The organism is Staphylococcus borealis, assembly GCF_001224225.1.
Taxonomy (GTDB): Bacteria; Bacillota; Bacilli; order Staphylococcales; family Staphylococcaceae; genus Staphylococcus; species Staphylococcus borealis.
In genome coordinates this window covers 192,742-217,982 of sequence record NZ_CUEE01000005.1, presented here as the reverse complement: position 1 = coordinate 217,982, position 25,241 = coordinate 192,742, and the positions used below count along the sequence as shown (strand labels likewise).

Genomic DNA, 25,241 nt, shown 5'->3' with positions numbered 1-25,241 from the left:
ATTTATTAAAAATAGGCAGCTAGCAGATTAAATTCTACTAGCTGTCTTTTTGTATATTTATGAACGTGTGAATGAATTGTTATAAATTAAAGTGATGACAATTCAATATTATATAAATTTAATATTTATTAAAAGTTAAAAAACTATAAAAATGAATATTGTAGTGTACATTAATTAAGGTATATAATAAGTTAAAGCAAAAATTTATTAATTTGAAACATGATGAAAGTAGGGATGAGTATAGTGAACAAAGGGGTAGCATTAAAGAGATATTCACTTATATTAGTAGTCTTTCTGATAATGATGTGTTTATCTTTTCATTTTCAATTTAATGAAGCGCATGCTTCTACTATAAGTGATAAATTAGATGTACAACAAACATCTCAACAACCTGTCGTTAAACAACAAAACAAGTCAGTAAATGTATCTAAAGATAAAGTTGTAGTAGCTCAGACTAAGGTACAAACGCCGTCTAAGGTAACAAATCGCAATCAAGCTTCGTTACAAAAGACAATGGCACCTTCTAAACGAGCACATATTACTTCAACACATGTGATACCAAAAAGTACTAAAGTACAACCTTCATCGCAAAACGTTTCAAAACAAAAGCAACCAACTAAGGTTAACAAAAAAGTTGTCTCAACAAATAAAAAACCACAAAATGCATCAAAAGTAACGCGTACACAATCTGCGAAGCCACAGTTATTAGCACAAACTACCAAAACGAAAAGTAAACCAATTACGAAAGTGGCAGTTGTAAGTAAGACTAAAGCTGCGAAACCAAGTGCGCAAACAACAGTCAAAGCGTCTAAAAAAGCATCATCAACGGCGAAAAAGAATTACTATAATCAAGCGCCTAAGCGTTGGCCATCAAATGTGCCAGGCGGTGATAATGTACGTGATTTCGGTCAAACGACGAAAGAATCCGGCATTGATGACGCACTAAAAATAATGAAGAAATCGGGCAACAAAGGCGTAACCATTGAGCACGCTAAAGCGAAAGATGCCAATATCGCAACGGTATATAACTGGAATCCAAAAGCAAAACAATTAACATATGGCACTGGTACAGCAATTGGAAAGCATACGATTCTAACTGCGAATCATGTTGTTAATGATCAAAGTGCGCATAAACCTTTAACACCGTCACAACCACAAAATATGCGTATCAACATATTACAAGAGGGATCTAAAATTGTGCGTACACTTGAAGTCTTTGGTGTTCAAATGCTGCAATATGGTGATGTTTCTCTAGTGTATACGTATGAAGATATTTCAAAGTATATGAAGATAAGAAAGATTGCATCAGAAAGTTCGATTAAAGCTATGAAAGCAAACACACCTATTCATATGTACCACTATGGTAAGCCGACTGGTAAATATAAAAATGATCCTGCCGGCACAATGTATCATTCAAAAGGGAAATACACGATGACTGCACGTAATGTGAACCCGATTGGCTATTATCAAATGATGGCAGAACCAGGTTCTTCTGGTGGGGCAGTCTTGAATAGTAAGAATGAAGTGATTGGTATTCATGCTTTCCGATTAAACTCAGGAGATTATAAAAAATATAATTTAAATACGATGGCAGAAATCAGAGGCAAATTACGCAAAGAAATTATTGATAATATTGTGTAACAATCTGATTGCGACAGTGAGCGGGATGACAGAAGTTAAAGCTAGTCAATATCCTGCTCTTTTTATAGTTACTTGAAGTTATGCGTCATAGCCTGAAGGAGAGTTGTGATTCAAACGAATATGGATTGTTTTAGGGATATTTTAATGAAAGAGTGTCATTCATTACAAGGAAGTTAGACTGCGGTCACTAACAGGTAAGCCTAACCTCAACATTGGATTTTACTTAAATACATCACTAAAATGACGTAGTATAGACACTGATCATATGACAATCAATGTCTATACTACGTCGCATGTTAAATATTAATTTACTTTTCACCCAAGTACTTCACGGCCACCTCTTTGTAGATATCGATGTATTTAAGGTACATCTCTTTTTCAATATATTCATCGACTTGATGGGCCATAATCGTAATTCCTGGACCAACAATAGCAAGATCCACATTATTTGGATTATCACCTAGAAGACTAGATGCATCCGTAGTACCTATAAATGCTGCGACAAAGACGTCGTCCTTATTCACATAATGTGGTGCAACGTCTGTAATCACTTTGATTAAGGTGCTGTCTTTATCACTTGTTACAGGACGATGGTCACTTACAACTTCAAATGACAATGCATCGCGATTTACTTCGTCAATCGTTTGCTGGAATAATGTTTTAACAAAGTCATTATTATACTCAGGTACAGGCCGTACATTGTATTCAATTGAGGCTTCTTCAGGTACAGAGTTGAATTGTTTACCACCTTTGATAACTGAACCGAGCATGGTAAAGCCAGATGCAAAATTTTCCGCTTCCTCACTTAATGTGCCTTTCATAAATTTATTTACCATAGGTGCGACATCCAACGCATGATGCAGGTCATGCTTTTTAATATCCGCATACTTTGAATTTAACTGATTGATAAATTGTACAAGTGTGTTAATTGCGTTGTCTCCTAGAAATGGCATTGAACTGTGGGCAGCGACACCTGTGGCCGTCACTTTACATGCCATAGACCCTTTATGTGCATAGAAGACACCGTTATCTGTTGGTTCCCCGATGATTAAGCCATCAAGATCATCTAAATAACCTGCTTTCGCAAATAATTTGGCACCTGCCTGTTCTTTTTCCTCTCCAGTCGTCGCCAGCAAACGGATGGTTCCCTTTGGTAGTGCGTCAGACATTTTTAATTCAATCAGTGCAATCACCATTCCCATCAAGGCGCCTTTCATATCTGTTGTACCACGTCCATATAATTTGCCGTCTTGTTCAGTGAGTTTAAATGGTGGGTAAGTCCATTTCTCATGATTTCCGGCATCAACAACATCCATATGACCACTCATTGCTAATATCGGAGAACCACTACCGATTTCAGCGACTAAATTTGCTCTAGTCTCGCTCACTTTTAATATTTTAGATGGTATTTCGTAGCGTGCTAATACGTTTTGTAAATAACGACAAACGTCTATTTCGTGATCATTTTCTGACTGAATTTCAATAATATCTTCTAGTAACTCAATTTTATCTTCTTCTTTAAAACTCCACATATGTATCCCAACCTTAAATTTAATATTAGTATTATGTATACATAAAGTGTAATTTATAAACATAATAATGAATATTCATCCTAATATATTTTATAAAATTGCATGTTAAATGATATAGTTATCAAAAAAGGGTTACATTCGTAATAGTTAATGTAATATACTATCGAAGTTGTGAACAAATGATGAATGTTACATATTTATTTTTATATGATTTAAAATAATGTGATTGATTTATTTGTTCGATACTTTAAAATCAAGATTAAAATTTAGAAAAAGAGAAAGTTTTATGAGGGATAAGAATTATGGGTGAGAGAGAAATGATAACACCTAGAACATTTATATTTAATGTATTAAATGGTGTTGCTTTAGCAATTGTAGTAGGTATGATTCCAAACGCAATTTTAGGGGAGTTAAGCAAATACTTAGGTCAGTATAATGATATATTTACGAAAATCGCCTTTGTAACGCAAGGTATTCAATATTCAATTCCAATTTTGACAGGTATATTGATTGCGGCACAATTTGGCTTAACACAATTACAAACCGCCGTAACAGGGGCAGCTGCTTTTGTGGGGTCTGGTGCATCGACATTTGTAGATAACAAGTGGGTCATTGTTGGCATAGGTGATTTAATTAATACGATGATTACTGCTTCCATTGCGGTAGGCATTATTTTATTAATTGGCAATAAACTGGGTAGTTTAAATATGATTGTGTTGCCTATCGTTGGTGGTGCGGTGGCTGGATTACTTGGATTATTGATCTTGCCATATACTAAATTGATTACATTAGGATTAGGAGATGTTATCAATGGTTTAACGAATACACAACCTATTATCATGACGGTATTGATTGCAATGATATTCTCTATCTTAATCGTGTCTCCGATATCATCTATCGGTATAGGTTTGGCAATTGGAATCTCAGGATTAGCCGCTGGTTCGGCTGCAGTGGGTGTTTCAGCAAGTGCAATAATGCTTGCGGTTGGTAGCTGGCGTGTGAATAAACCAGGTGTTCCGATTACAGTATTACTTGGCGCAGTGAAATTAATGATGCCGACGCTAATTCGCCATCCAATGATGATGGTACCAATTATTTGTACAGCAGGTGTTTCAGGTTTTGTTGGTGGCTTGTTAAATATTAAAGGTACGCCAGATTCAGCAGGTTTCGGATTGATTGGTCTTGTAGGACCTATTAAATCATTAAATTTATTAGATATGGGTACAACGAGTGGCTTATTGATTATCGCCATTACGTACATCATTGTGCCGTTAATTTCTGCACTGTTTTTCCATTATTTATTTACAAAAGTATTAAAACTCTATGATCCTAATATCTTTAAATATAAAGTTTAAGCCAAATATTAAACATAAATTGTCAAAAAGATAACTCATGTAGGTAATTTAATATTTTGATACGCATTTGACTAACATTTAAGATAGGTATATGATTATTAAAAATTAATACTGAATTTAAGGACAAGAACTTTATGGTCAATTCACAGAGAGGGAATAAGTGCTGAGATATTCCTAAATTTAAAATAAAGTTTACTACCTTTATATACATTACATGGAAACATGTAACGTTTCATACGCGTTAAAGTATGACTAAAGTGCCATCTCTTGAATGAGATGGAATGTTGGGTGGAACCACGGGTATTCAAGACTCGTCCCTTTTGTAGGGACGGGTTTTTTTATTTTATATAAATGTTTAAGGAGAGATGTATCATGTCTAATCAACAAATTCATATTCAATTTCCAGATGGAAGTGAAAAAGCGTATCAAGCAGGTGTTCTAGCTAAAGAGGTAGCGCAATCTATTAGCCAATCTTTATATAAAGAAGCGGTCGTTTGCCGTGTGAATGACCGTTTAGTTGATTTGACCCATCCTCTCCAAGCGGATTGTGAACTCACATTCTACACTCTTAAAGATCAAGAAGGTTTAAATGTGATGCGACATTCTGCGGCACATGTCTTAGCACAAGCACTTACTCGTTTATATCCTGACGTAAAATTAACAATTGGTCCTGTCATTGAAAATGGCTTTTACTATGATATTGATTTAGATGAATCGATTAGTGAAGCAGACTTAAATAAAATTGAAAAAGAAATGAAGAAAATTCATAGTGAGAATTTAAAATTTGTACGACAAGATTTAAGCTATGCAGAAGCTAAAAACATTTTTAAAGATAATCCTTACAAACTGGAATTGATTGAAGAACATAAAGATGATCAGCTTTCACTGTATCAACAAGGAGAATTTATAGATTTATGTGTTGGTCCACATGTACCAAGTACTAAATTTGTAAATCATTTCAAGTTAACAAAAGTGTCTGGTGCATACTGGCGTGGCGATAGTGACAACAAAATGTTGCAACGTATTTATGGTGTAGCATTTAGTTCTAAAGATCAACTTGATGACTATTTTGAGTTTTTAAGAGAAGCAGATGAACGCAATCATAGACGTTTAGGGAAACAATTAAAATTATTTATGTTCTCTGAAGAAGCACCAGGTATGCCATTCTATCTTTCAAATGGTCAATTTATTCGAAATCAAATGGAAAGTTTCTTAAGAGAAGTGCAATTGAAACATGATTACGATGAAGTAAGAACACCATTAATGATGAATAAACGACTTTGGGAAGAGTCAGGACACTGGGATCATTATCATGAAAACATGTACTTCACTAAAGTAGATGAAAATGATTATGCATTGAAACCAATGAATTGCCCGGGACATATGTTAATTTTCAAAAATGAATTAAGATCTTATAAAGACTTACCGCTTCGAATTGCTGAATTCGGGCAAGTACATCGTCATGAATTTAGTGGTGCGTTGAATGGTTTACTACGCGTGAGAACGTTCTGCCAAGATGATGCGCATATCTTTATTATGAAATCTCAAATCAAATCAGAAGTACAAGAAATTCTGAAGTTAATTGACTATATCTATTCAGTCTTTGGCTTTGACTATAGTATTGAACTATCAACACGACCAGATGATTATCTAGGTGAAATTGATTTGTGGAATGAAGCGGAACAGTCATTGGCACATGTGTTGGATGACCTTGGTTTGGCATATTCAATTAATGAAGGCGATGGTGCCTTCTATGGTCCTAAAATTGACGTACACATTAAAGATGCATTAAATCGTAGTCACCAATGTGCAACAGTACAATTAGACTTCCAAATGCCAGAAAAATTTGATTTAACTTATATCAATGAACAGAATGAGAAAGAACGTCCAGTTGTATTACACAGAGCAGTCTTCGGCTCTTTAGACCGCTTCTTCGGTATCTTGATAGAACACTTCAAAGGTGCATTCCCATTATGGATGGCACCTGTACAAGTGAATTTAATCGGCGTATCAGATAATAATGATGACTACGTCCGTAAAGTGGCAGACACATTAAGAAACGAGAATATTCGCGTCGCTATAGACGACCGAGATGAAAAGTTAGGCAAGAAAATTAGAGAAAGCCAAATGAATAAAATTCCATACACATTAGTATTAGGTGACGATGAACAACAACATCAAACTGTGTCATCAAGAAAGTACGCACATCACGATAACGAAACAATGGGTATTCAAACATTCGTTGAAAAATTAAAACATGAAATTGAAAGCAAAGCCTTATTAGTTTAATGATATAATCTGAACTCAACCAAGCCTATCAGAGTATGAACACTTTGATAGGCTTTTTTAGGTTCTAAATATTAAATATAAATATGTGAATTGTAGAATAATTATATAATGTATTAAAATAATAAAAATACTAAATTATTAAGGGTTATAAAGATGATTAAGCTAACAGATTTTATACAGACACCAAATGTAAGTAAAACTAAAATTAAATTCAATATGAATGCTGGAGATATTAATAAGCGTGCATGGGACTTTTTGTTAGAAGATAGTGAAGATTGGATAGTTATGAACGCATGGAAGACTAGACAAAATAATAATAATCTCAATAAGGCCGATTATTTAATAGCCTTAGCTCAATATTATCCATATGGACCAGAATATTTTGTCTTTGGCGGTATTTATAAGGTCGAAAAGATCAATCCAGAAGTATTTAATCAAGTTGGGTATAAACTAACATTACTTGATAACTATAAAGCATACCGAAAAAGACTTATTATCAAAATACAGAAACCGATTGGTAGAGATGTATATAATCGCCTCTATTCAACTGTGCAGGAACAATTAAATCCAGAAGTTTATGAAATAGCACCAAATGTTAAATTAGGACATTTTAAAGGTTATCAACATGTTTGTTTAAAGCATAAAGAATTACAGCAGATTATAGATAGAAATGAACCAAGTTGGAAAGATGCATTAAGTCATGTTAAAGGCGTTTATGTTATTACTGATTTAGAAACGGGACAACTCTATATAGGATCAGCGTCAGGCAATACTGATGGGATTTGGCAACGATGGTCGAACTATGCACATTTAAATAATTTAACCGGTGGCAATAAAGAATTTCTAACTATTTTAAATGAAAAGGGTAGAGAATATATTATTCAGCACTTTCAATACGCTATCCTAGAAATATTTGATACAAAGACAAAGACCAATACAATAATTGAAAGAGAGAATTATTGGAAAACAGTATTGGATACGAAAAAGCATGGTATGAATCATAATTAAATTTTAAGACATAACACATTAAAAAAGGAGTTTGTATATGAAACCCATTGAAACAATGCAATCATATCATTTGCTAGAAAGGTATTTTAAAAAGTGATACGTTTATAGGGAAAATGGCATTAAGAGTGTATCCACCATGGGAGACAGAATTAAATAAAACAGCAACTAAGACACAAGCATGGCAGTGTGCATATTTTAATGAGATAACGTATGAATAAGTACCCAAGCTACATTTTGCAGTAACAAAAATATTATAAATAAATGGAGAGAATACATGGATGGTATCATTGCATTTATTCAAATGTTAGTCGTCGTACCTTATTCCATATTTTTACTGGCTGTGTTTATGTATTGTATATGGAAGTGCGTGTTTTTCGTAAGTGATTTAATTAGATTATTGTTGAGAAACAAATTAAGACAAGATGTGTCTGAGGACTTGTCTTTTGTCATATTATTTTTCTCTATCATTTTTGGAACATTGCTTTTTATCATTCCTTTCTATATTGTTGTCCAAGTAATAGGCAACGTATTCCAATATGTTTTACTGATCTTCGGAATTTGTATCATTATAAAAAAACTGAAAAGATAAATATCTTTGATTGACAGCATGCTATTGAGTTAGCGTGCTATTTTTTTGATTTTTTCATTGATTGTATGTTTAAAACGATTTGATTTATATTTTTTTGAAGTTATATAAATTACTATTGTATAATAAGTGTTGATTGCGTTTTTTTTGAGAATTCAAACATAAAACAATCGTAGTTTAGTATGAAAAAGGGAGAATACAAATGAGGGTTTATACATCGATTATTTTCTGGATGAGGACAATCGCCTGTTTAAGTGTTGTCATGATACATACAATAACAACGACTTTTTATAAATTCGATATGCCAAATGAAGGCTACTTGTTAAGAATCTTTCAATTGTTATTGTTATACGCAACACCGATGTTTGTTTTTATTTCAGAATTCTTGCTAGCTAAGCAGTATAAAACGAAAGTTAAAGATGGCTTCTTTAAGCAAAAGTTACTAACGTTAGGTATTCCGTATATCATCATTAATTTAGGACTTGCTTATGTTTATGGACATCCTAAGAATTTCGGAGATTACATGGATTCTGTAGTCTTTATGATGTTTCGTGGTGGAACATTAACTTATTTTATTGTAATCATTTTTCAGTTTTATTTATTACATGTATTATTTGCTAAATATTTGGTCAAACTTAATCCCATCAAATTAATTATTTATTCACTGATTATTACTTCTTTATTTTGGGCTATGAGAAATTTCATTCCCGCACCAGAATCAATTTATTTTAATTGGTTATGGCAAAGAGAAGGTTGGATGATCTTTGTTGGCTGGTTGAGTTACTTCCTATTAGGTTTCTATATGGGTTATCACTATGAAAAATTAATGAGTAACATTCAAAAATATACAGTCCATATTGTGAGTGGGACAATCATCGTTACCATATTTGTCATTTTTAATTACTTGTTTGGCATTTTAACTTTAGTTGATTCTAAACGCTTTGATACACCTATTTATGTGACATTTGTCATTTTACTATTCTTTTTAATTGCATCTTATTTCAAGTATGTTCCAAGATTTATTATTTTCATAAGTAATTATTCATTTTCAATTTATTTAATTCATTACTTCTTCGTGCATCGATTAGGAGCACTACATGATCATCCGTTATTAAACATATTATTTACGTTTACGTTAACTGTGACATTCTCAATATGTATCGCCTACGTTATGAACTTAAGTAAATTTGGTAAGTATATTGTTGGTGGCATAGGGAAGATGAAATATGAAACGTACTATCAAAGTTATAAACAAAATTTAGTTGATTAAAAAATGGGGGATAATGATGGCTAAAGTAGTTTCAATTATTGTATCTGTATATAATAAAGAACATTTTTTAAAAAAGTGTATAGAGTCATTAATTGATTTAAAGATAGACAAAAGCATGATTGAAGCAATATTTGTAGATGATTGTTCAACAGATCAATCGGTTGATATTATCAAGGCATATGAAAAGGAATATGACTTTATAAAGTTAATTCAATTACCTGAAAATACAGGCAGTCCTTCTGAACCTAGAAATATTGGAATGAGAGAAGCACAAGGTAAGTATATTACGTTACTTGATGCGGATGATTGGTTGGATAAGGACGGCTTCCCACAAGTGATTGAGAAAGTGAATGCAGATGATGCTGATTTTGGCCTGGGTCAAAGTTACAAACATACGTCAAAAAACGTGGCATATCATTCCTTTTTCACTAGCTATAAAGACGCGTCTCATTTAAAACCGCAAGATATTAGTAAACTCTTTAGAGCAGTAGGACCACCAGGAAAAGTATTTAAACGAAGCTTAGTTATGGAAAATCATATTGAATTTGAGCATATGAAATATGGTGAAGATAAATTATTTTTCTTCCAACTATTTTCTAAAGTGGAAAAGATTACAATGTCCACAAAACCTATGTATCACGTGAATCGCTATGATGAAAACAAATCGTTAGTACAACAAACATCAATGTTAGATAAAGCAAGCTTGAATTTAGCGATTCTAGATAGAACATGTCGAATGGACATGCCTACACAACTTAAACATATGGCTTTATCAAGAATGGTCGAAGTAGACTTTATCTCGAGATTCCTTCGTACGAAGACATTTATTAAATCTATGGATAAACAGGCATTTTATGCTGTATTTGATAAAGTCGAACAAACATTAAATGCGCATGGTATTGATATCAACACTTTGATTACGAATCCAGTATTTAAGCAGATTTATACGTTATACCATCATGCAGATGAATCGGTATTTATTCAATTTACGAAAGATGTCGTATATAACCAATGGCGTTATATCATTCAAGACGGCATGGTCTTCAGAGATTTCGTTCATCCATACGACATGATTCAACCAACTGCTGTTGATTGCTATCCAGTCTACGAAGGAACGCAAATGGTAGAAGATAAGAAATATGAAGTCATTCACGTCATGAAACCAGACGATATCAGCATTAGTTCGGTGAGTATGGTTGAAATCAACAATGCATTTAATGAATATGAAGTGGCGTACCAATTTAATGACAATAGACTTTATATTGCACATGATGAATTTAAAAAGTTAGATAGCCACATCGATGTTAATTTTAATGTGAAGTACGGTGAATCAGGACAATCACTAGTATATGCCTCATATCCTAGTTTCAATGATGTCTATAAAATGAAACGTCAGAGTTTTAAAGTTGAATTCATTCATAAAGAAAACGAAAACCAAGCGCAACAATCAACTGATATAGCACATAAATATTTCACTAAAGTCATGAATCCTATGATGACCTTGAAAAAAATTAAAGTATACAAAGACTTATCTTTTAATGAACAAATCGATAGTTTAGAAGCCGGTGCTAGAGTAGAAGTGTCAGATGTTCGATATACATCGAATGGTACACCGCGTCTGATATTAAAAGATGATAGTGTTATAACAGCGAATAAAGACTTTATTACCTTGATTAACACAGCAGGTTTAGAACAGTATATTACTAAGGTGCCTGAAACTGTGAAAATTATAAAAGCTTGTAAACTGTATGACTCACGTAATTTCAAAGATAATATAGTAGGTAAACTTAAAAAAGATGATGTACTGACTATTAAAGACATTATTTATACTAAGAACGCAACACCAAGACTCGTAACACAAGAAGGGCTATTCTTAACAGCAAATAAGGATTTTATTGAGATAATCAAATAATACGACATTTATTTATGACTTAGGATTCATTAGTCCTAAAGATGGATTACAAATGACGTTGTGTGCGGGGCCCCAGCAAAGAGATTTTCAACAAGAAAATCTACAAGCAAAGCAAGCTAGGGTTGATGAACGTAAGTGCTCACACACTTACGTAAATAGTTCTAAGATAGATTACGAAACAGAGTTGTGGAGACTCCTCTGTTGGTTATTAATGAACATAAGTGATAGCGCACTTATGTAAGAAATTCTAAAGATGAACTACGAATGACGTTGTGTGACGCCTGAGGGAGTAGGATTTTTATTGAACTTAAGTGCTAAAGCACTTAAGTAAGAAATTCTAGAGATGAATGACGAATATTTTTGCGCGACTCTTGGCGGAAAAGAAAGTGTCGAGTGACTACAGGCACGAGCCTTTCCCGCAAGAAAGCGTCGCAACAAATTGAGTAAATATTCATCTAAGAATTTCTTTACAACCCATCCCCCTAGGCAAGCATCACAACAGAATGAGTAAATGTTCATCTAAGAATTTCGTTAGGATCTAGATGTTAACTAAGCATATCAAAAATAATAAGCCAGTAAATGAATTCCTAAAAATTCATTTACTGGCTATTTTAATAGGAGGATGATAATAATATATTAATTTAATTTCTTAAATGCGCTGTTTTTAATTAAGTCTATTCCATGCTTCCATGGATTGTTTCGATATTGTGTTTCATCATTTTATAATATGAATCACCTTTAGAGCCTTTTTCTCCGATTGAATCGGTAAAGACTTCTCCGTAAATCTGCTTACCAGTTTCCTCAGATAAGCTATTCATAGATTTTTTATCTACACTTGTTTCAACTAATAAATGTTTGATGTGATTGTCTTTAACAAACTTGATAGCTTGTTTCATTTGTGACGGTGTACCTTGTTTCTCAGTATTGATTTCCCAAATATAGCCTGGCTTGATATCAAAGGCTTTTGAGAAGTATTTGAAGGCACCTTCACTTGTAATCATAGCACGTTCTTGTTTTGGAATATCATTGAATTTATCTTTACTGTCTTTGTTTAACTTTTCAAGTTCGGCAAGATAAGCATCACCTTGTTTATGATAGTCTGCTTTATGTGAGGCATCTGCTTTCACAAGTTGTTCTTGAATATTCTTAACGTATTGAATACCATTATCCAAACTTAACCATGCATGTGGATCAATCTTGTCCTTGTTACCTGTTTCACCATTTAAATAGATAGGCTTAACGCCTTTAGACACCGCGAAGACTGACTTATCATCTGTAGATTTGCCTGCTTGTTCTAAAGCTTTTTCAAACCACCCGTTACCAGATTCTAAATTGAAACCATTGTAGAAGATAACATCTGCATCAGTAAGTTGTTTAATATCTTTCGGTTTCACTTCGTATTCATGTGGGTCTTGTCCTACAGGAACGATACTATGAACGTCTACTTTGTCACCACCGACTTGTTTGACCATGTCATAAATAATGGAATTGGTTGTGACAACCTTCAATTTGTCATGATTTTTAGAATGTTGATCACTAGAATTTGAACTACACGCTGCTAGAACTAGAATCAATGCAATAAGTAATGGAATAAATTTTTTCATGTTGTGTGTACACCTCTATACTTTGTTTTTAATTTTGAAAAGAGAAGGGTCAAGATATATATACTAAATGTTGCAATGACAATCGTTGCCCCGCTTGGAAGATTGTAAATAAAGCTAAAGTACAATCCGACAATCGAACTTACTACGCCAATCAAACTTGCTACAATCATCATTGAATAAAGATTCTTTGTGATTAAAAAGGCAGTCGATGCCGGTGTAACAAGTAATGCGACGACTAGGATAATGCCAACAGTTTGAATACTAGCAACGGTGACTAAGGCGAGTAAGAGCATTACAAAATAATGAATGACTGTTGTATTCAACCCACTTACGCGACTGAATGTTGGATCAAACGTTGAAATCATTAATGGTCGATACAATATGACAATCAGTAACATCACGATGGCACCAATAATAAGGGTTGTCCAAAATGTTTGTCGGGTAATCGCGAGTAAGTTACCAAATAAAATATGATGTAAATCTGTCGTGCTGTTTATCAGACTAATAATGATGACACCCGTTGCGAGAAATGCAGTGAAACTGATGCCAATCGCTGCATCTGGCTTTGTTTTACTATTATTAGAAATGTAACCAATTAATAAACTTGCAATCATGCCAGTGACTAATGCGCCGATGAACATCGGAATATTGAATAAGAATGACAACGCCACACCAGGTAAAACGGCATGACTCATCGCATCTCCCATCAACGATAATCCTCGAAGGATGATTAAACTTCCGACAGTCCCACAAACCACGCCTACTATAATAGATGTAATTAAAGCGCGATTTAAGAACTGATAATCAAATAAATGTTGAATGAAATCAGTCATTTGCTGTGTCACTCCCTTCATTAAACGTAGAAGTCACATTAAATAAAAATGTGCGATTGAGATATTGGGGTTGCATTGCTTGATGACTAGGACCGAAGAACCTAACTGTACGATTCAGTAAAAGAATACGATCGAAATAGTCTTCTGCTTTAGATAAATCATGGTGCACGATAAGAATAAGCTTACCTTGCGCTTTTAATTGACGAAGTTTCTCCATAATAAGTTGCTCACTATTAAAATCGATGCCTACAAACGGTTCGTCTAATAAATAAACTGTACTATCAGACATCAATGCTCTTGCTACAAGAACACGTTGCAATTGACCGCCACTGAGCTCGGAAATTTGTTTGTATTGCAACGCTTCTAAATCTAAGTCTCTTAATAGTTTTTGAAATTTTGTTTTAGACGCATGATCAACACGTTTGAACCAGCCAATGGTTTGATAGCAGCCAGATAGAATGACTTTCTCAACATTGATTGGGAAGTCTAAGTCTAATTGCGCTTTTTGAGGAATGTATGTAATGTATTGCAATTGTTTATGTATGGATTTGCCATATAAATACATCTCGCCACTAGCGTTAAACGTTCCGATCAAGCTTTTTAGCAATGAAGACTTACCCGCACCGTTGGGCCCCATGATGCCAATGATTTCCCCTGATATTGGAATCTTTAAAGAAATATCTTTTAGCACATGTTTATGATTTAAATGCAAATTCATGTTGTTAATTTCTATCAAAAAACTACCTCCTAAATAAAAGTTTAGGTTAACCTAATTTATTTCATAATAACTTCCGAAAACAGAGCGTGTCAAGTCGAGATAGTCAATAAAAGTGTGGAAATAGTATCAATTCATTTCGGTAAATAAGTTCTAGAGTGAGCGTTAATCATTGATATGGCTACATTTGATCATCATTAGTTTGATTGACAATTAAAAATTTAAATGTAAAATATAAAACGTAATAATTACGATTTATAAAAAGAAAGGTATGATTTTATGGGCAAGATACCTGTAACGGTATTGAGTGGTTATCTTGGATCAGGTAAGACAACATTACTTAACCACATTTTAAATAATCGTGAAGGCCGTCGAATTGCGGTTATTGTGAATGATATGAGTGAGGTAAATATTGATAAAGACTTAGTTGCTGATGGGGGCGGGTTATCTCGAACAGATGAAAAATTAGTCGAATTATCTAATGGTTGTATTTGCTGTACGTTAAGAGATGATTTATTGCAAGAAGTTGAGCGTCTAGTAGAAAAAGGAAATATTGATTATATTGTGATTGAATCTACAGGGATATCTGAACCGGTACCTGTTGCACAAACCTTCTCTTATATTGACGACGCATTAGGTATTGATTTAACTTCTATTTGTCGACTAGATACGATGGTAACTGTTGTAGATGCGAACCGATTTATTAATGACATTAATTCTGAAGATTTACTTGTCGATCGTGATCAAGGTGCGGACCAAACAGATGAACGCTCAATTACCGATTTACTCATTGATCAAGTCGAATTCTGTGATGTGTTAGTGATCAATAAGACGGATTTAGTTACCGAAGCGGAATTAACAAAATTAGAAAACATCTTAAGAAAATTACAACCGGATGCTAAATTAATCAAAACGACAAATGCCGAAGTGGATATCAATGACGTGTTAAATACAGGTCGCTTTGATTTTGAACAAGCAAGTAATTCTGCAGGTTGGATAAAAGAATTAACTGAAGGTGGTCACGCTGAACATACACCTGAGACAGAAGAGTATGGGATTGGATCATTTGTCTATTCAAGACGTTTACCGTTTCACGCGAAACGTTTCAATGATTGGTTAGAACAAATGCCTAATAACATTGTTCGTGCAAAAGGGATTGTTTGGTTAGCACAATATAATCAAGTTGCATGCTTATTATCTCAAGCAGGTTCATCTTGTAATATTAGTCCGGTAACGTATTGGGTAGCTGCAATGTCGCCAGAACAACGAGAACAAATTCTTAATCAACGACCAGATGTTGCCGAAAGTTGGGATATCGAATATGGTGACAGAAATACACAATTTGTAATTATCGGTACAGAATTAGATCAAGAACAAATTGTAAAGGAATTAGATCAATGCTTAGTAAATAGCGATGAAATTGGTAGTGATTGGAATCAATTAGAAGATCCATATCAATGGCAAATTCGAAAAGCTTAATATCATACCATCGTTCCAGTTGTTAATGTTTGAAAGACAACGTGGCTTAGGATGGACGATAACACCTCGTAGATTGCGTGAAATAATCAAAACGCCCATTACGAGGTGTTTTTTTATGGAATCATCCAGTGAATATAGTGACGATTTAAATTTATTGAATATTTTGAACAAATAGATGTTAAATTTATGTATAATAGCTAGTAAACACATAATAGGAGAGATGTAACACATGATGAAACAGAAACTTTCAATCAAAGAAAATATATTTATTGGTTCGATGTTGTTTGGTTTATTCTTTGGTGCAGGAAATTTAATCTTTCCTATTCATCTTGGACAAACAGCAGGTGCCAATGTTTGGCTTGCTAATTTAGGATTCTTAATTACAGCGATTGGGTTACCTTTCCTAGGTATCGTAGCCATTGGTATCTCTAAAACGAATGGCGTTTTCGATATTTCATCTAGAGTGAGTAAAGGCTATGCATATGCATTTACAATTGCCCTATATTTAGTAATTGGACCGTTTTTTGCGTTACCAAGACTTGCAACAACATCGTATGAAATTGCATTTTCACCATTTATTTCGGCAAGCACTGGAAAGTTAGTGTTACCGATATTCAGTATTTTATTCTTTCTAATAGCATGGTTTTTCTCTAGGAAGCCATCTAAAATTTTAGATTACATAGGCAAATTCTTAAATCCAGTATTTCTAGTATTGCTAGGTATCGTAGTTGTCTTAGCGTTTATTAAACCTATGGGTGGTGTTAGTCATGCGCCAATAAGTGCAAACTATAGTAATAGTGTCTTATTGAAAGGCTTTATTGACGGCTATAATACGCTAGACGCACTCGCATCACTCGCATTCGGGATTATCATTGTGACAACGATTAAGAAATTAGGTATTACCAATCCGAATGGGATTGCTAAAGAAACGTTTAAGTCAGGATTTATAAGTATCGTAGGAATGGGCGTGATTTACACGTTACTTGCTTTAATGGGTACGATGAGTTTAGGCCATTTTAAAGTGAGTGAAAATGGTGGTATCGCACTTGCTCAAATCGCGCAACACTATCTTGGAGATTATGGCATTATCATCTTATCGCTAATTATTATTGTGGCATGTTTGAAGACGGCGATTGGTTTAATAACTGCCTTTTCAGAAACATTCACAGAACTATTCCCGAAAATGAATTACCTTTGGTTGGCAACAGGTGTCGCACTACTTGCCTGTATCTTCGCGAATGTCGGATTAACTAAGATCATTATGTATTCAACACCTGTACTTATGTTTATCTATCCATTAGCGATTACACTTATTTTATTAACACTTGTCAGCCCATTATTTAATCATTCGACAATAGTTTATAAATTTACAACGTTCTTTACTATGTTTGCAGCATTCTTTGACGGCATCAATGCAAGTCCAGAATTCTTTGCGAAGACATCATTCGCGCAAACATTAATTGGCTTTGCCGAACACTATTTACCATTCTTTACAATTGGTATGGGCTGGATCGTTCCAGCAATTTTAGGATTTATTATAGGACTAATCGTTTATTCAATTCGTTCTCGTAGACATACACAAACACAATAAATATGCAGTTATAAGCTGTGAGCCTGGGACATCGATCAATGTCCCGCGCCCATAGCTTATTTTTTTGCGTTCATTCATGACTTTAAAAAATTCTTATTGTGTAAATGTACATAGTGTAGTACTATTTAAAACGTAATTATTACGATTTAAAGTAAGCGAGGAGAATGAAATGACTAAGACTTATGACGTTTGGTGGCAAAAAGGTCAAGAATCAGATGATGATATGGCACGAGACCATCAAGAAGCTTGGGAGAGAACGATAGAAATGCTTGATACATCTGACATCGAAGGGAAAACGATTTTAGATGTGGGATGTAATCAAGGCGGATTTTTACGACAATTATACGATACAACACCGTTTAAAGAAGGTGTTGGCATCGATTTAGCACGTTTATCTTTGGAAAAGGCAGAGACATTAAAAGGACAACGTCCACTTACATACTATTTAACAGATAAACCACAAGAAACGAAGCACATATTTGATACGGCTGTAAGTACGTCTGTCTTATACTTAATAGAGGATATTCCGCAACATGCGAAAGATTTAAAAGAGGTATTGAAACCAGGCGGCGTTTATTACGCTTCATTCGCGGATTTAACTCATAACCCGAGTCGTCAGTTTATGGATGACACGATTAATCAATATGGTGCCACACCGTCTCAGAATCACTCTCTAAAACATATCGTTGATAGCTTTGTGAATGCAGGATTTGAAGTTGCAGTAATGAAAGAGCCTGTACCTGACGTGATTGATTTAACACATTATAGCGATTTTTATTTATCACCAAATGATTATTTACAAACATTATATGAAGAATCATTTTTAATCAAAGCAAGAGTGAAAGAAGGTACTGAGAAATGAAGAAACGTATATTAATGACGGTAGCAGCAAGTGCTACGCTCTTATTAGCGGGTTGTGGCAATGGTCAAAAAGAAGATAAAGATGTTACGGTATCGCTACCTACTGAAGCAAAGGCGGATAAACTTGACGCGCAAGGCTATGATGCAGCGATGCCCGTTTATAGTGCAGTGTATGATGCATTAGTTAAATACGACAAAGATAAGGGCGTTAAAGCAGGTTTAGCAGATAAATGGCGCGTTGATGAATCAGGGAAAGTTTATGAATTCCATTTGAAAAAGAACGTTAAATTCTCAGATGGTTCAGCATTAGATGCTAAGGCCGTGAAATTCTCAATTGATCGTGCGAAAGCGATGAATAAAGATACGACTGTAGAAACGTTAAAAAAATTAGATAAGGTCGTTGTTAAAAATGATCACGTGGTCCAAATTAGATTGAAATCTCCATCAAATCAAGTGTTAAATGAATTAACACAAGTGAGACCGTTGCGTATTATGAGTCCACATTCAGTAGAAGATGGTAAAGTAAACGGTAAATTTGAAAAAGCGATTGGGACAGGTGCATTTGTTGTTGATAAAACTGGTAAAGAAAAAACGACAATGAAGCCAAATAAATATTTCGACAACGGTCACCCAGTCAATTATCATCTTGCATTCCAAACGATTGAAGATGGGGACTCAAGAAATTCTGCAGTACAAAGTGGTTCTGTAGATATTTCTGGTGGTGCTTTAGGTATGCTCTCAGATGAACAAATCAAACAAGATAAGAAAAATAAGAACTTAACGATTGAAGATAGACCTAGCACAGTAAGTCACTTTATGGCATTTAACCCTAAAAATGATGTATTAAATCATCGCGCAATTCGTGAAGCGATAAGTAAGAGCATCGATGCGAAAGACATTGTGGGCAAATCTGTAAATGGTCTGTTCCAGAAGAACGTACAATTTGTGACTAAAGATAATCAACAGCCACACGATTATGATATGAAAGCGGCTGAAAAGTTACTTAAATCAGAAGGCTATCATAAAAACGATGACGGCATCTTTGAAAAGAATGGCAAACCTTTATCATTTAACTTAGTCATTCAAACTGCAGAGTTCCCAAGTTGGAAAGATAAAGCAGAAAAAGTGCAACGTCAGCTTAAACAAGCCGGTATTAAGTTAAATGTGAAAACGTTAGATTCACAATCATACTATGATACATTATGGACGAAAAAAGACTATGATTTGATTTTCTATAGAACATATTCAGATGCACTAATGCCTTACAACTTTATGAGTTCAGTGTTTAAAAATAATGATGGTCAACCAGGCGTGTTAGCTGATGATGAAACATTAACGAAACAGCTAGACGATTTCCCATCAACCGTATCAAAAGAAGACCAACAGCGTTCGTTTGATGACATATTTAAACACTTTAATCAACAATACTATGGTGTGCCAATTGCTTATCCAAATGAGACGTTTGTAGTGAGTGATAAAGTAAAACAATTCAAATTCTCTGGACTTACGGATGCACCAATTGATTATAAAGCGTTGAAAGTTAATGAATAACAATGCTCAAACGTACAATTAAATTCATACTTTATTTAATCGTAAGTTCGTTTATTATCTTCATTTTAGTTGAGAAGACATCTGGTAATCCAGCGATTCTGTATCTACAACGTCATGGTTATACGTCGATTACGCAAGACAATATTGAAGCGGCACAACATCAACTTGGCTTAGGACAACATGTGTTACTTAGATATATCGATTGGGTTGGACATGCACTTACGGGCAACTTAGGATACAGCTTTAGTACCAACGAAGCGGTTACCGCTATGATAATGGAAGCCATCATGCCGACGCTTGTGCTAATCATTGTCTCTAGTTGTATCATGTTGCCATTTGGCTATATTGTTGGTTACTTCGTTGGGACGCGTCCGCATACACGTTACGCTAATGGAATTCGTGGATTCGCCCAAGTGATGACCTCAATGCCAGAATACTGGTTAGCTATTTTATTCATTTATTATTTAGGCGTACGTTGGCAATGGTTACCATTTGTAGGTAGTGATTCATGGCAACACTTTGTGCTGCCCATCTTCACAATTGTTGTTATAGAAGGGTGTCATATCTTATTGATGACAGCACATCTGATTGCGCAAACGTTAGATCAAGATGCGTATCAACTTGCGCAGTTAAGACATTTCTCGTTAAAAGCGCGTATCATCGTACAAATTAAAGAGATATTTGCACCACTAATGACCATTTCAATTAACAGTGTCATTCATTTAATTGGAAAAACCGTAATACTTGAAGTTATCTTCAGCATGTCTGGTATAGGTAAATTGTTGATTAATGCTATTAACCAACGAGATTATCCACTAATTCAGGGCATTGTCATCTTTATCATCGTCTTTATTATGCTAATGAATTATTTAGGCGATGTGATTATCTTGAAGAATGAACCTAGACTTCGACGACGTCACACCCAGCAGTCAGGCAATGAGAAAAGAGGTGCGATGTGATGAAAAAATATCAAACGTACATCGCAATAGGTTCACTATTGAGTTTGATAGTTGTATTAATGACGTATGGTTTAATGCAAGACACGCAACATTTGGATCCACTTGAGTCACCTAATGGACAACATTGGTTGGGTACCGATCAATTAGGCAGAGACTTCTTAGTAAGACTGATTGTCGGTAGTCTTGTCACATTGAGTTTAACAGGTATAGTGATTCTATTAAGTGTTTGTATAGGACTTATCTTTGGCTTAATTGCAGGCATAGAAAGACGATGGTTAGATCAAATCATTATGTTTGTTGCCGATATGTTGTTGGCTATTCCGTCATTTATTATCGCATTAGTCATTTTAAGTTTAGTAAGTAACTCCATGATAGGTTTAATACTTGCTTTAACGATTGGATGGATAGGACGTTATTTACGTTACTTCAGAAATTTAACGCGAGATATTCAAAAACGTCCATTTGTTCAATATGCACGATTGAGTGGGAACTCAACATTCAAAACGACAGTAACACATGTGATTCCACATTTATTAAGTAATATATTCGCTTTGGTAACGGCTGACTTTGGCAAAATGATGCTCAGCATATCTGGCCTTGCCTTTCTAGGACTAGGTATTAAACCGCCGACGCCTGAGTTAGGAACCATTCTTTTTGATGGGAAAAGTTATTTCAACGGCGCACCGTGGCTCTTCTTCTTCCCGGGTGTATTGTTAGGAGGTTTCGCCTTATTATGTCAAATCATCAACAAAAAAATAACGCAGTAAATACGGTAGTCAACGTCAATCAATTATCGATTTTAGATCAAGAGAAAGTATTGTTAAAAGATGTTGATTTGACAGTAACTAAAGGTGCATTTCATTGCATTATAGGTGAAAGTGGCAGTGGGAAATCACTGTTAACAAGAACAATACTGGGAATGAAGCGACCACAATTAAGTTATCAAGGAGATATTGACATCGATTTAACTAAAACAGATGCAGTGTTTCAAGATGTTCAAAGTAATATGTTTCAAAATATAACATTAGCTAAGCATTTCCAATACATTTATGAAGCTAATCGTACACATCTGACGAAACAGCGTATTAAGGATGATGTCTTACAGATGATGCAATTACTTGGTTTAAGACAAGGGGAACAATTACTTGAGCGTTATCCTTTTGAACTTAGTGGAGGTATGGCGCAACGTGTCGCCTTTATAATGTCATTAATTAGACGTCCGGACTACTTATTTTTAGATGAACCGACGAGTGCACTTGATCAAGACAATGTTAAAAAGTTTATGCATTACCTTCTTAAGGCACAAGAACGCTACCAAATGACCATCGTTTTTATCACACACGATATTAACTTAGTAAAAGATTTTGCCACGCATATTAGTATTATGCAGCAAGGTCAATTGATAGAAAGTGGTGAGGCGGCGTCAATCTTAACTAAGCCGACACATAGTTACACGAAAAAATTAATTACGATTGCACATCGGAGACAACCTTATGCTTAAAATTGAGAGATTAACCAAATATATAGATACGCAACTGATATTTAAAGAGATATCATGTACAATGAATGACCAGCACTTGCTCATAAGTGGTGAGAGTGGTTGTGGTAAATCTACGTTAGCCAAGATTATCGCTGGCTTAGATACGGACTATCAGGGCGAATTATATCTTAATGGGCGTTTGCGTGAATCTTATACGTCTAAAGAGTGGATGAAGCACATCCAATATGTACCTCAATATCAACGTGATACCTTAAATCAGCGTAAAACGGTATTAGCTACACTATTAGAACCACTTAAGAATTACAAGGTAGATAAACAGCGTTATACATCAAGTATTGAAGCAGTGCTTGAACAGTGTAACTTACCACACGATATACTTAAGCAGAAAGTATCGACGTTAAGTGGTGGTCAATTTCAACGCGTTTGGATAGCTAAAGCTTTAATATTAGAACCAGAGATCCTCATATTGGATGAAGCTACAACCAACTTAGATGTCATTAATGAAGAAGCTATACTTCAAATGCTAATGTCTTTAAAGACGACGCAATTAATCATTATTTCACATGATGCTTATGTCTTAAGCCGATTTAACGGTGTTCAATTACCGCTCAAACAATGGAATCAGTAGCGTTGAAATATAGTCACACGTCACCTCCCTCAGCCTGTTTTAAATCTTAAATAATAAAGAAGTTTGAAAATATTTAAAACAGGGCATATTTTACTAATTAAACCTTTCATGAAAAATGAAACGGCATAAGGTTTTTAACTTTTATAGGGGGATTGTCACATGAATATATATAAATTACGTTACCAACATTACAAAGATATCGTAGATGATAATATCTTAACGGTCTTTGTATTAGCTAAAAATGAAGAAGAAGTTGAACAATTCGCGAAAAAAGTAAGTTATGCAGTTGAGAGTATTACTAAAATCTCTCAAGAAGCGTATGAAAAAGAAAAAGAAAAAAATGAACATTTCGGACTTGAACATGCTGAAAATTATTTAGATTAATCGTCCGATACTGTGAATCATTAGAAGAGATTAAGGCAATGAACAGTTGCGTTAATCTCTTCTTTTAAAATATAACAAGCGTGCATTATCTATTTAGTTGACAAATCAACCAATACGTTATATAGTTAAATAGTTGATAAGTCAACTATATGAGGTGAGGCAATGCGAAACGATAAAGAATTTGAGTATCGTGATATTAAATTTATTGGAAAATTATCATCGAAAATATATAGACGGGGCAATATTTATATTACAGAGCAGTTAAAGCCATACGGAATTAACTATATCCAGGTGATGTGTTTAGTTGCACTCTATATTGAGAATGGTATAAGACAAGAAACCATTGTTGAAGACATCGGTGTAGATAAAGCAAGCGTGAATCGAGCAATTAAGTATTTAGAAGAAAAGGGTTATATTACAAGAGAACGCAATCAAGACGATAAAAGAGCGTATAATTTATTTCTTACGCCTAAAGCAATGGCATTTAAAGAAATAAGTTGGGACATTTTAAGTAATTGGGAATTAATGATTTCCGAGGGTATTGATGCTCAAGAGAAAGCAATCGCTTTCGATGTCTTAAAGAAAATGTCGCTAAATGCAGACAAATACTATAAAAATTAAATGAATCAAGGAGTATATATCATGATTAATAAAGACAATATGGAACATGCAATTGTATTAGGTGGCGGTGGATCACTTGCGATAGGTTGGGAATTAGGATATCTTTCAGTCCTTTCTAAAGCAAATATCGATGTGAGACACGCAGATTTAGTTATTGGTACCTCTGGAGGTGCTCAAGCTGGGACGAGTTTAACATCTCAACAGAGTTGGGACGAGATTTATGAACAACAAATTGCGCCAAAAGCCAATGAAGCACCACCAGTAGATGACATGTCTGATATTTTTGCCAGATATGCTCAAATAAAAAAATAGTGCACACACACCAAAAGAATGGATTGAAAATTATAGTGTCTATGCATTAGAGGATCACAAATTTAATGAAAGCGTCCATATTAATCGATTACAAAATAGAATTAAAGTATCCAATTGGCCTGAAAATCTGATGATTACGGCAGTAAATGCGAATAAAGCAGCGCGTGTTGCTTTAACTTCAGATAGTCAAGTCGACTTGCATAGAGCAATGGCCTCAAGTGGTTCATTACCTGGTGTGTGGCCGGCAACAACCATTAATGGTGAGAAACATTTTGATGGTGGCTGTCATTCTATGGAGAATGCCGATTTAGCTAAAGGTGCCAAAAAAGTACTTATCTTTGCGACAAACCTTCCTGTATCAACACCATACAAACTTGAAGATGCGATAAAAGAACTCGAAGAAAGTGGTTCAGAAGTTAAATTAATTACACCAAGTAAAGCAGTGTTCGATAAATTAAATGAACTCGGTGGCAATACGGTTAATCCAGCTATTAGACCTGACATTTTTAAAGCGGGGGAAGCACAGGCCCTTGAAGATGTAGAGATGATACGAAGCTTCTGGAATGAATAAGCCTGATTGGCTTCCAAAGTAATGAAGAAAATAGATAT

Annotated in this window: 22 protein-coding genes and 1 pseudogene; 19 read left to right on the top strand and 4 right to left on the bottom strand. The window is 34.5% G+C overall.

All coding sequences use genetic code 11. The features are described from left to right. The first annotated feature begins 300 nt into the window (after positions 1-300). Complete coding sequence (locus AK212_RS08040; protein WP_053030194.1) at positions 301-1,641, top strand: trypsin-like peptidase domain-containing protein; 1,341 nt, start codon at positions 301-303, stop codon at positions 1,639-1,641. Positions 1,642-1,949: 308 nt separating this feature from the next. Here the strand turns inward: AK212_RS08040 and AK212_RS08035 are convergent, their stop codons facing one another. Further along, positions 1,950-3,173, bottom strand: a complete 1,224-nt coding sequence (locus AK212_RS08035) for an ArgE/DapE family deacylase (protein ID WP_053030193.1) — start codon at positions 3,171-3,173, stop codon at positions 1,950-1,952. A 302-nt stretch (positions 3,174-3,475) separates the two neighbouring features. Here AK212_RS08035 and AK212_RS08030 point away from each other — a divergent pair, with 302 nt between their 5' ends. The 6 genes and pseudogenes from AK212_RS08030 to AK212_RS08005 all read left to right on the top strand — a co-directional run bounded on the left by AK212_RS08030 (position 3,476) and on the right by AK212_RS08005 (position 11,593). Continuing rightward, entirely contained in the window at positions 3,476-4,528 is a 1,053-nt protein-coding gene (locus tag AK212_RS08030) for a PTS sugar transporter subunit IIC (RefSeq protein WP_053030192.1), read from the top strand. 372 nt (positions 4,529-4,900) lie between these two features. Next, complete coding sequence (gene thrS / locus AK212_RS08025) at positions 4,901-6,817, top strand: threonine--tRNA ligase (RefSeq protein WP_053030191.1); 1,917 nt, start codon at positions 4,901-4,903, stop codon at positions 6,815-6,817. Positions 6,818-6,970: 153 nt separating this feature from the next. Beyond that, entirely contained in the window at positions 6,971-7,825 is an 855-nt protein-coding gene (locus AK212_RS08020) for a GIY-YIG nuclease family protein (protein ID WP_053030190.1), read from the top strand. Between the two features lie 77 nt (positions 7,826-7,902). After that, positions 7,903-8,043 (top strand): annotated as a pseudogene (locus AK212_RS13645) (MepB family protein); the annotation flags it as partial. A 570-nt stretch (positions 8,044-8,613) separates the two neighbouring features. Then, positions 8,614-9,681 carry an acyltransferase family protein gene (locus AK212_RS08010; RefSeq protein WP_053030188.1) on the top strand — a complete coding sequence of 356 codons (1,068 nt, stop codon included), beginning with the start codon at positions 8,614-8,616 and terminating at the stop codon, positions 9,679-9,681. Between the two features lie 16 nt (positions 9,682-9,697). Then, entirely contained in the window at positions 9,698-11,593 is a 1,896-nt protein-coding gene (locus AK212_RS08005; protein WP_053030187.1) for a glycosyltransferase family 2 protein, read from the top strand. Positions 11,594-12,267: 674 nt separating this feature from the next. Here AK212_RS08005 and mntC read toward each other — a convergent pair. From mntC to AK212_RS07985, 3 genes are read right to left on the bottom strand one after another with little or no spacing between them, the layout of a single operon-like run. After that, positions 12,268-13,197, bottom strand: coding sequence for a manganese ABC transporter substrate-binding lipoprotein MntC (mntC, locus tag AK212_RS07995; protein WP_053030185.1), 930 nt, complete (start codon positions 13,195-13,197; stop codon positions 12,268-12,270). Continuing rightward, on the bottom strand, positions 13,194-14,030 hold the full coding sequence (locus tag AK212_RS07990; protein WP_053030184.1) for a metal ABC transporter permease: 837 nt from the start codon (positions 14,028-14,030) through the stop codon (positions 13,194-13,196). Before AK212_RS07990 ends, mntC begins: the two co-directional genes overlap by 4 nt. After that, positions 14,023-14,766 (bottom strand): metal ABC transporter ATP-binding protein, encoded by a 744-nt coding sequence (locus tag AK212_RS07985; RefSeq protein WP_053030183.1) that lies wholly within the window; start codon positions 14,764-14,766, stop codon positions 14,023-14,025. The genes AK212_RS07990 and AK212_RS07985 overlap by 8 nt, the downstream gene beginning before the upstream one ends. Positions 14,767-15,024: 258 nt before the next feature. On the opposite strand from AK212_RS07985, the gene AK212_RS07980 reads away from it, so the two are divergent. From AK212_RS07980 to AK212_RS13840, 12 genes are all read left to right on the top strand, one after another. Further along, on the top strand, positions 15,025-16,224 hold the full coding sequence (locus tag AK212_RS07980) for a GTP-binding protein (RefSeq protein WP_053030182.1): 1,200 nt from the start codon (positions 15,025-15,027) through the stop codon (positions 16,222-16,224). 229 nt (positions 16,225-16,453) lie between these two features. After that, entirely contained in the window at positions 16,454-17,815 is a 1,362-nt protein-coding gene (gene brnQ / locus AK212_RS07975; RefSeq protein WP_053030181.1) for a branched-chain amino acid transport system II carrier protein, read from the top strand. Positions 17,816-17,984: 169 nt separating this feature from the next. Continuing rightward, positions 17,985-18,677, top strand: coding sequence for a class I SAM-dependent methyltransferase (locus AK212_RS07970; RefSeq protein WP_053030180.1), 693 nt, complete (start codon positions 17,985-17,987; stop codon positions 18,675-18,677). After that, complete coding sequence (locus AK212_RS07965) at positions 18,674-20,227, top strand: ABC transporter substrate-binding protein (protein ID WP_053030179.1); 1,554 nt, start codon at positions 18,674-18,676, stop codon at positions 20,225-20,227. The genes AK212_RS07970 and AK212_RS07965 overlap by 4 nt, the downstream gene beginning before the upstream one ends. Positions 20,228-20,229: 2 nt before the next feature. Continuing rightward, a complete protein-coding gene (locus AK212_RS07960) occupies positions 20,230-21,186 on the top strand; it encodes an ABC transporter permease (RefSeq protein WP_053030178.1) in 957 nt (318 codons plus the stop codon). Further along, on the top strand, positions 21,186-21,953 hold the full coding sequence (locus tag AK212_RS07955) for an ABC transporter permease (protein ID WP_053030177.1): 768 nt from the start codon (positions 21,186-21,188) through the stop codon (positions 21,951-21,953). The genes AK212_RS07960 and AK212_RS07955 overlap by 1 nt, the downstream gene beginning before the upstream one ends. Beyond that, positions 21,920-22,687 (top strand): ATP-binding cassette domain-containing protein, encoded by a 768-nt coding sequence (locus AK212_RS07950; protein ID WP_053030176.1) that lies wholly within the window; start codon positions 21,920-21,922, stop codon positions 22,685-22,687. Before AK212_RS07955 ends, AK212_RS07950 begins: the two co-directional genes overlap by 34 nt. Then, entirely contained in the window at positions 22,680-23,315 is a 636-nt protein-coding gene (locus AK212_RS07945) for an ABC transporter ATP-binding protein (protein ID WP_053030175.1), read from the top strand. The genes AK212_RS07950 and AK212_RS07945 overlap by 8 nt, the downstream gene beginning before the upstream one ends. Before the next feature lie 159 nt (positions 23,316-23,474). After that, positions 23,475-23,699 carry a DNA-dependent RNA polymerase auxiliary subunit epsilon family protein gene (locus tag AK212_RS07940; RefSeq protein WP_053030174.1) on the top strand — a complete coding sequence of 75 codons (225 nt, stop codon included), beginning with the start codon at positions 23,475-23,477 and terminating at the stop codon, positions 23,697-23,699. A gap of 162 nt (positions 23,700-23,861) precedes the next feature. After that, positions 23,862-24,320 carry a MarR family winged helix-turn-helix transcriptional regulator gene (locus AK212_RS07935; protein ID WP_053030173.1) on the top strand — a complete coding sequence of 153 codons (459 nt, stop codon included), beginning with the start codon at positions 23,862-23,864 and terminating at the stop codon, positions 24,318-24,320. Between the two features lie 21 nt (positions 24,321-24,341). Next, on the top strand, positions 24,342-24,632 hold the full coding sequence (locus tag AK212_RS13845) for a patatin-like phospholipase family protein (protein ID WP_231119757.1): 291 nt from the start codon (positions 24,342-24,344) through the stop codon (positions 24,630-24,632). 22 nt (positions 24,633-24,654) lie between these two features. After that, a complete protein-coding gene (locus AK212_RS13840) occupies positions 24,655-25,203 on the top strand; it encodes a patatin-like phospholipase family protein (RefSeq protein WP_325969117.1) in 549 nt (182 codons plus the stop codon). Positions 25,204-25,241 lie beyond the last annotated feature (38 nt).

Excerpts from the sequence above, each read along its gene's own strand:
- AK212_RS13845 (WP_231119757.1), top strand. The coding sequence starts at position 24,342 with ATGATTAATAAAGACAATATGGAACATGCAATTGTATTAGGTGGCGGT.
- AK212_RS07945 (WP_053030175.1), top strand. The coding sequence starts at position 22,680 with ATGCTTAAAATTGAGAGATTAACCAAATATATAGATACGCAACTGATA.
- thrS (WP_053030191.1), top strand. The coding sequence starts at position 4,901 with ATGTCTAATCAACAAATTCATATTCAATTTCCAGATGGAAGTGAAAAA.
- AK212_RS08005 (WP_053030187.1), top strand. The coding sequence starts at position 9,698 with ATGGCTAAAGTAGTTTCAATTATTGTATCTGTATATAATAAAGAACAT.
- AK212_RS08035 (WP_053030193.1), bottom strand. The coding sequence starts at position 3,173 with ATGTGGAGTTTTAAAGAAGAAGATAAAATTGAGTTACTAGAAGATATT.
- AK212_RS07980 (WP_053030182.1), top strand. The coding sequence starts at position 15,025 with ATGGGCAAGATACCTGTAACGGTATTGAGTGGTTATCTTGGATCAGGT.
- AK212_RS07950 (WP_053030176.1), top strand. The coding sequence starts at position 21,920 with ATGTCAAATCATCAACAAAAAAATAACGCAGTAAATACGGTAGTCAAC.
- AK212_RS07965 (WP_053030179.1), top strand. The coding sequence starts at position 18,674 with ATGAAGAAACGTATATTAATGACGGTAGCAGCAAGTGCTACGCTCTTA.
- brnQ (WP_053030181.1), top strand. The coding sequence starts at position 16,454 with ATGATGAAACAGAAACTTTCAATCAAAGAAAATATATTTATTGGTTCG.
- AK212_RS08040 (WP_053030194.1), top strand. The coding sequence starts at position 301 with ATGATGTGTTTATCTTTTCATTTTCAATTTAATGAAGCGCATGCTTCT.
- AK212_RS08030 (WP_053030192.1), top strand. The coding sequence starts at position 3,476 with ATGGGTGAGAGAGAAATGATAACACCTAGAACATTTATATTTAATGTA.
- AK212_RS08020 (WP_053030190.1), top strand. The coding sequence starts at position 6,971 with ATGATTAAGCTAACAGATTTTATACAGACACCAAATGTAAGTAAAACT.
- AK212_RS07990 (WP_053030184.1), bottom strand. The coding sequence starts at position 14,030 with ATGACTGATTTCATTCAACATTTATTTGATTATCAGTTCTTAAATCGC.
- AK212_RS07940 (WP_053030174.1), top strand. The coding sequence starts at position 23,475 with ATGAATATATATAAATTACGTTACCAACATTACAAAGATATCGTAGAT.
- AK212_RS07970 (WP_053030180.1), top strand. The coding sequence starts at position 17,985 with ATGACTAAGACTTATGACGTTTGGTGGCAAAAAGGTCAAGAATCAGAT.
- AK212_RS07960 (WP_053030178.1), top strand. The coding sequence starts at position 20,230 with ATGCTCAAACGTACAATTAAATTCATACTTTATTTAATCGTAAGTTCG.
- AK212_RS07955 (WP_053030177.1), top strand. The coding sequence starts at position 21,186 with ATGAAAAAATATCAAACGTACATCGCAATAGGTTCACTATTGAGTTTG.
- AK212_RS07935 (WP_053030173.1), top strand. The coding sequence starts at position 23,862 with ATGCGAAACGATAAAGAATTTGAGTATCGTGATATTAAATTTATTGGA.
- AK212_RS08010 (WP_053030188.1), top strand. The coding sequence starts at position 8,614 with ATGAGGGTTTATACATCGATTATTTTCTGGATGAGGACAATCGCCTGT.
- mntC (WP_053030185.1), bottom strand. The coding sequence starts at position 13,197 with ATGAAAAAATTTATTCCATTACTTATTGCATTGATTCTAGTTCTAGCA.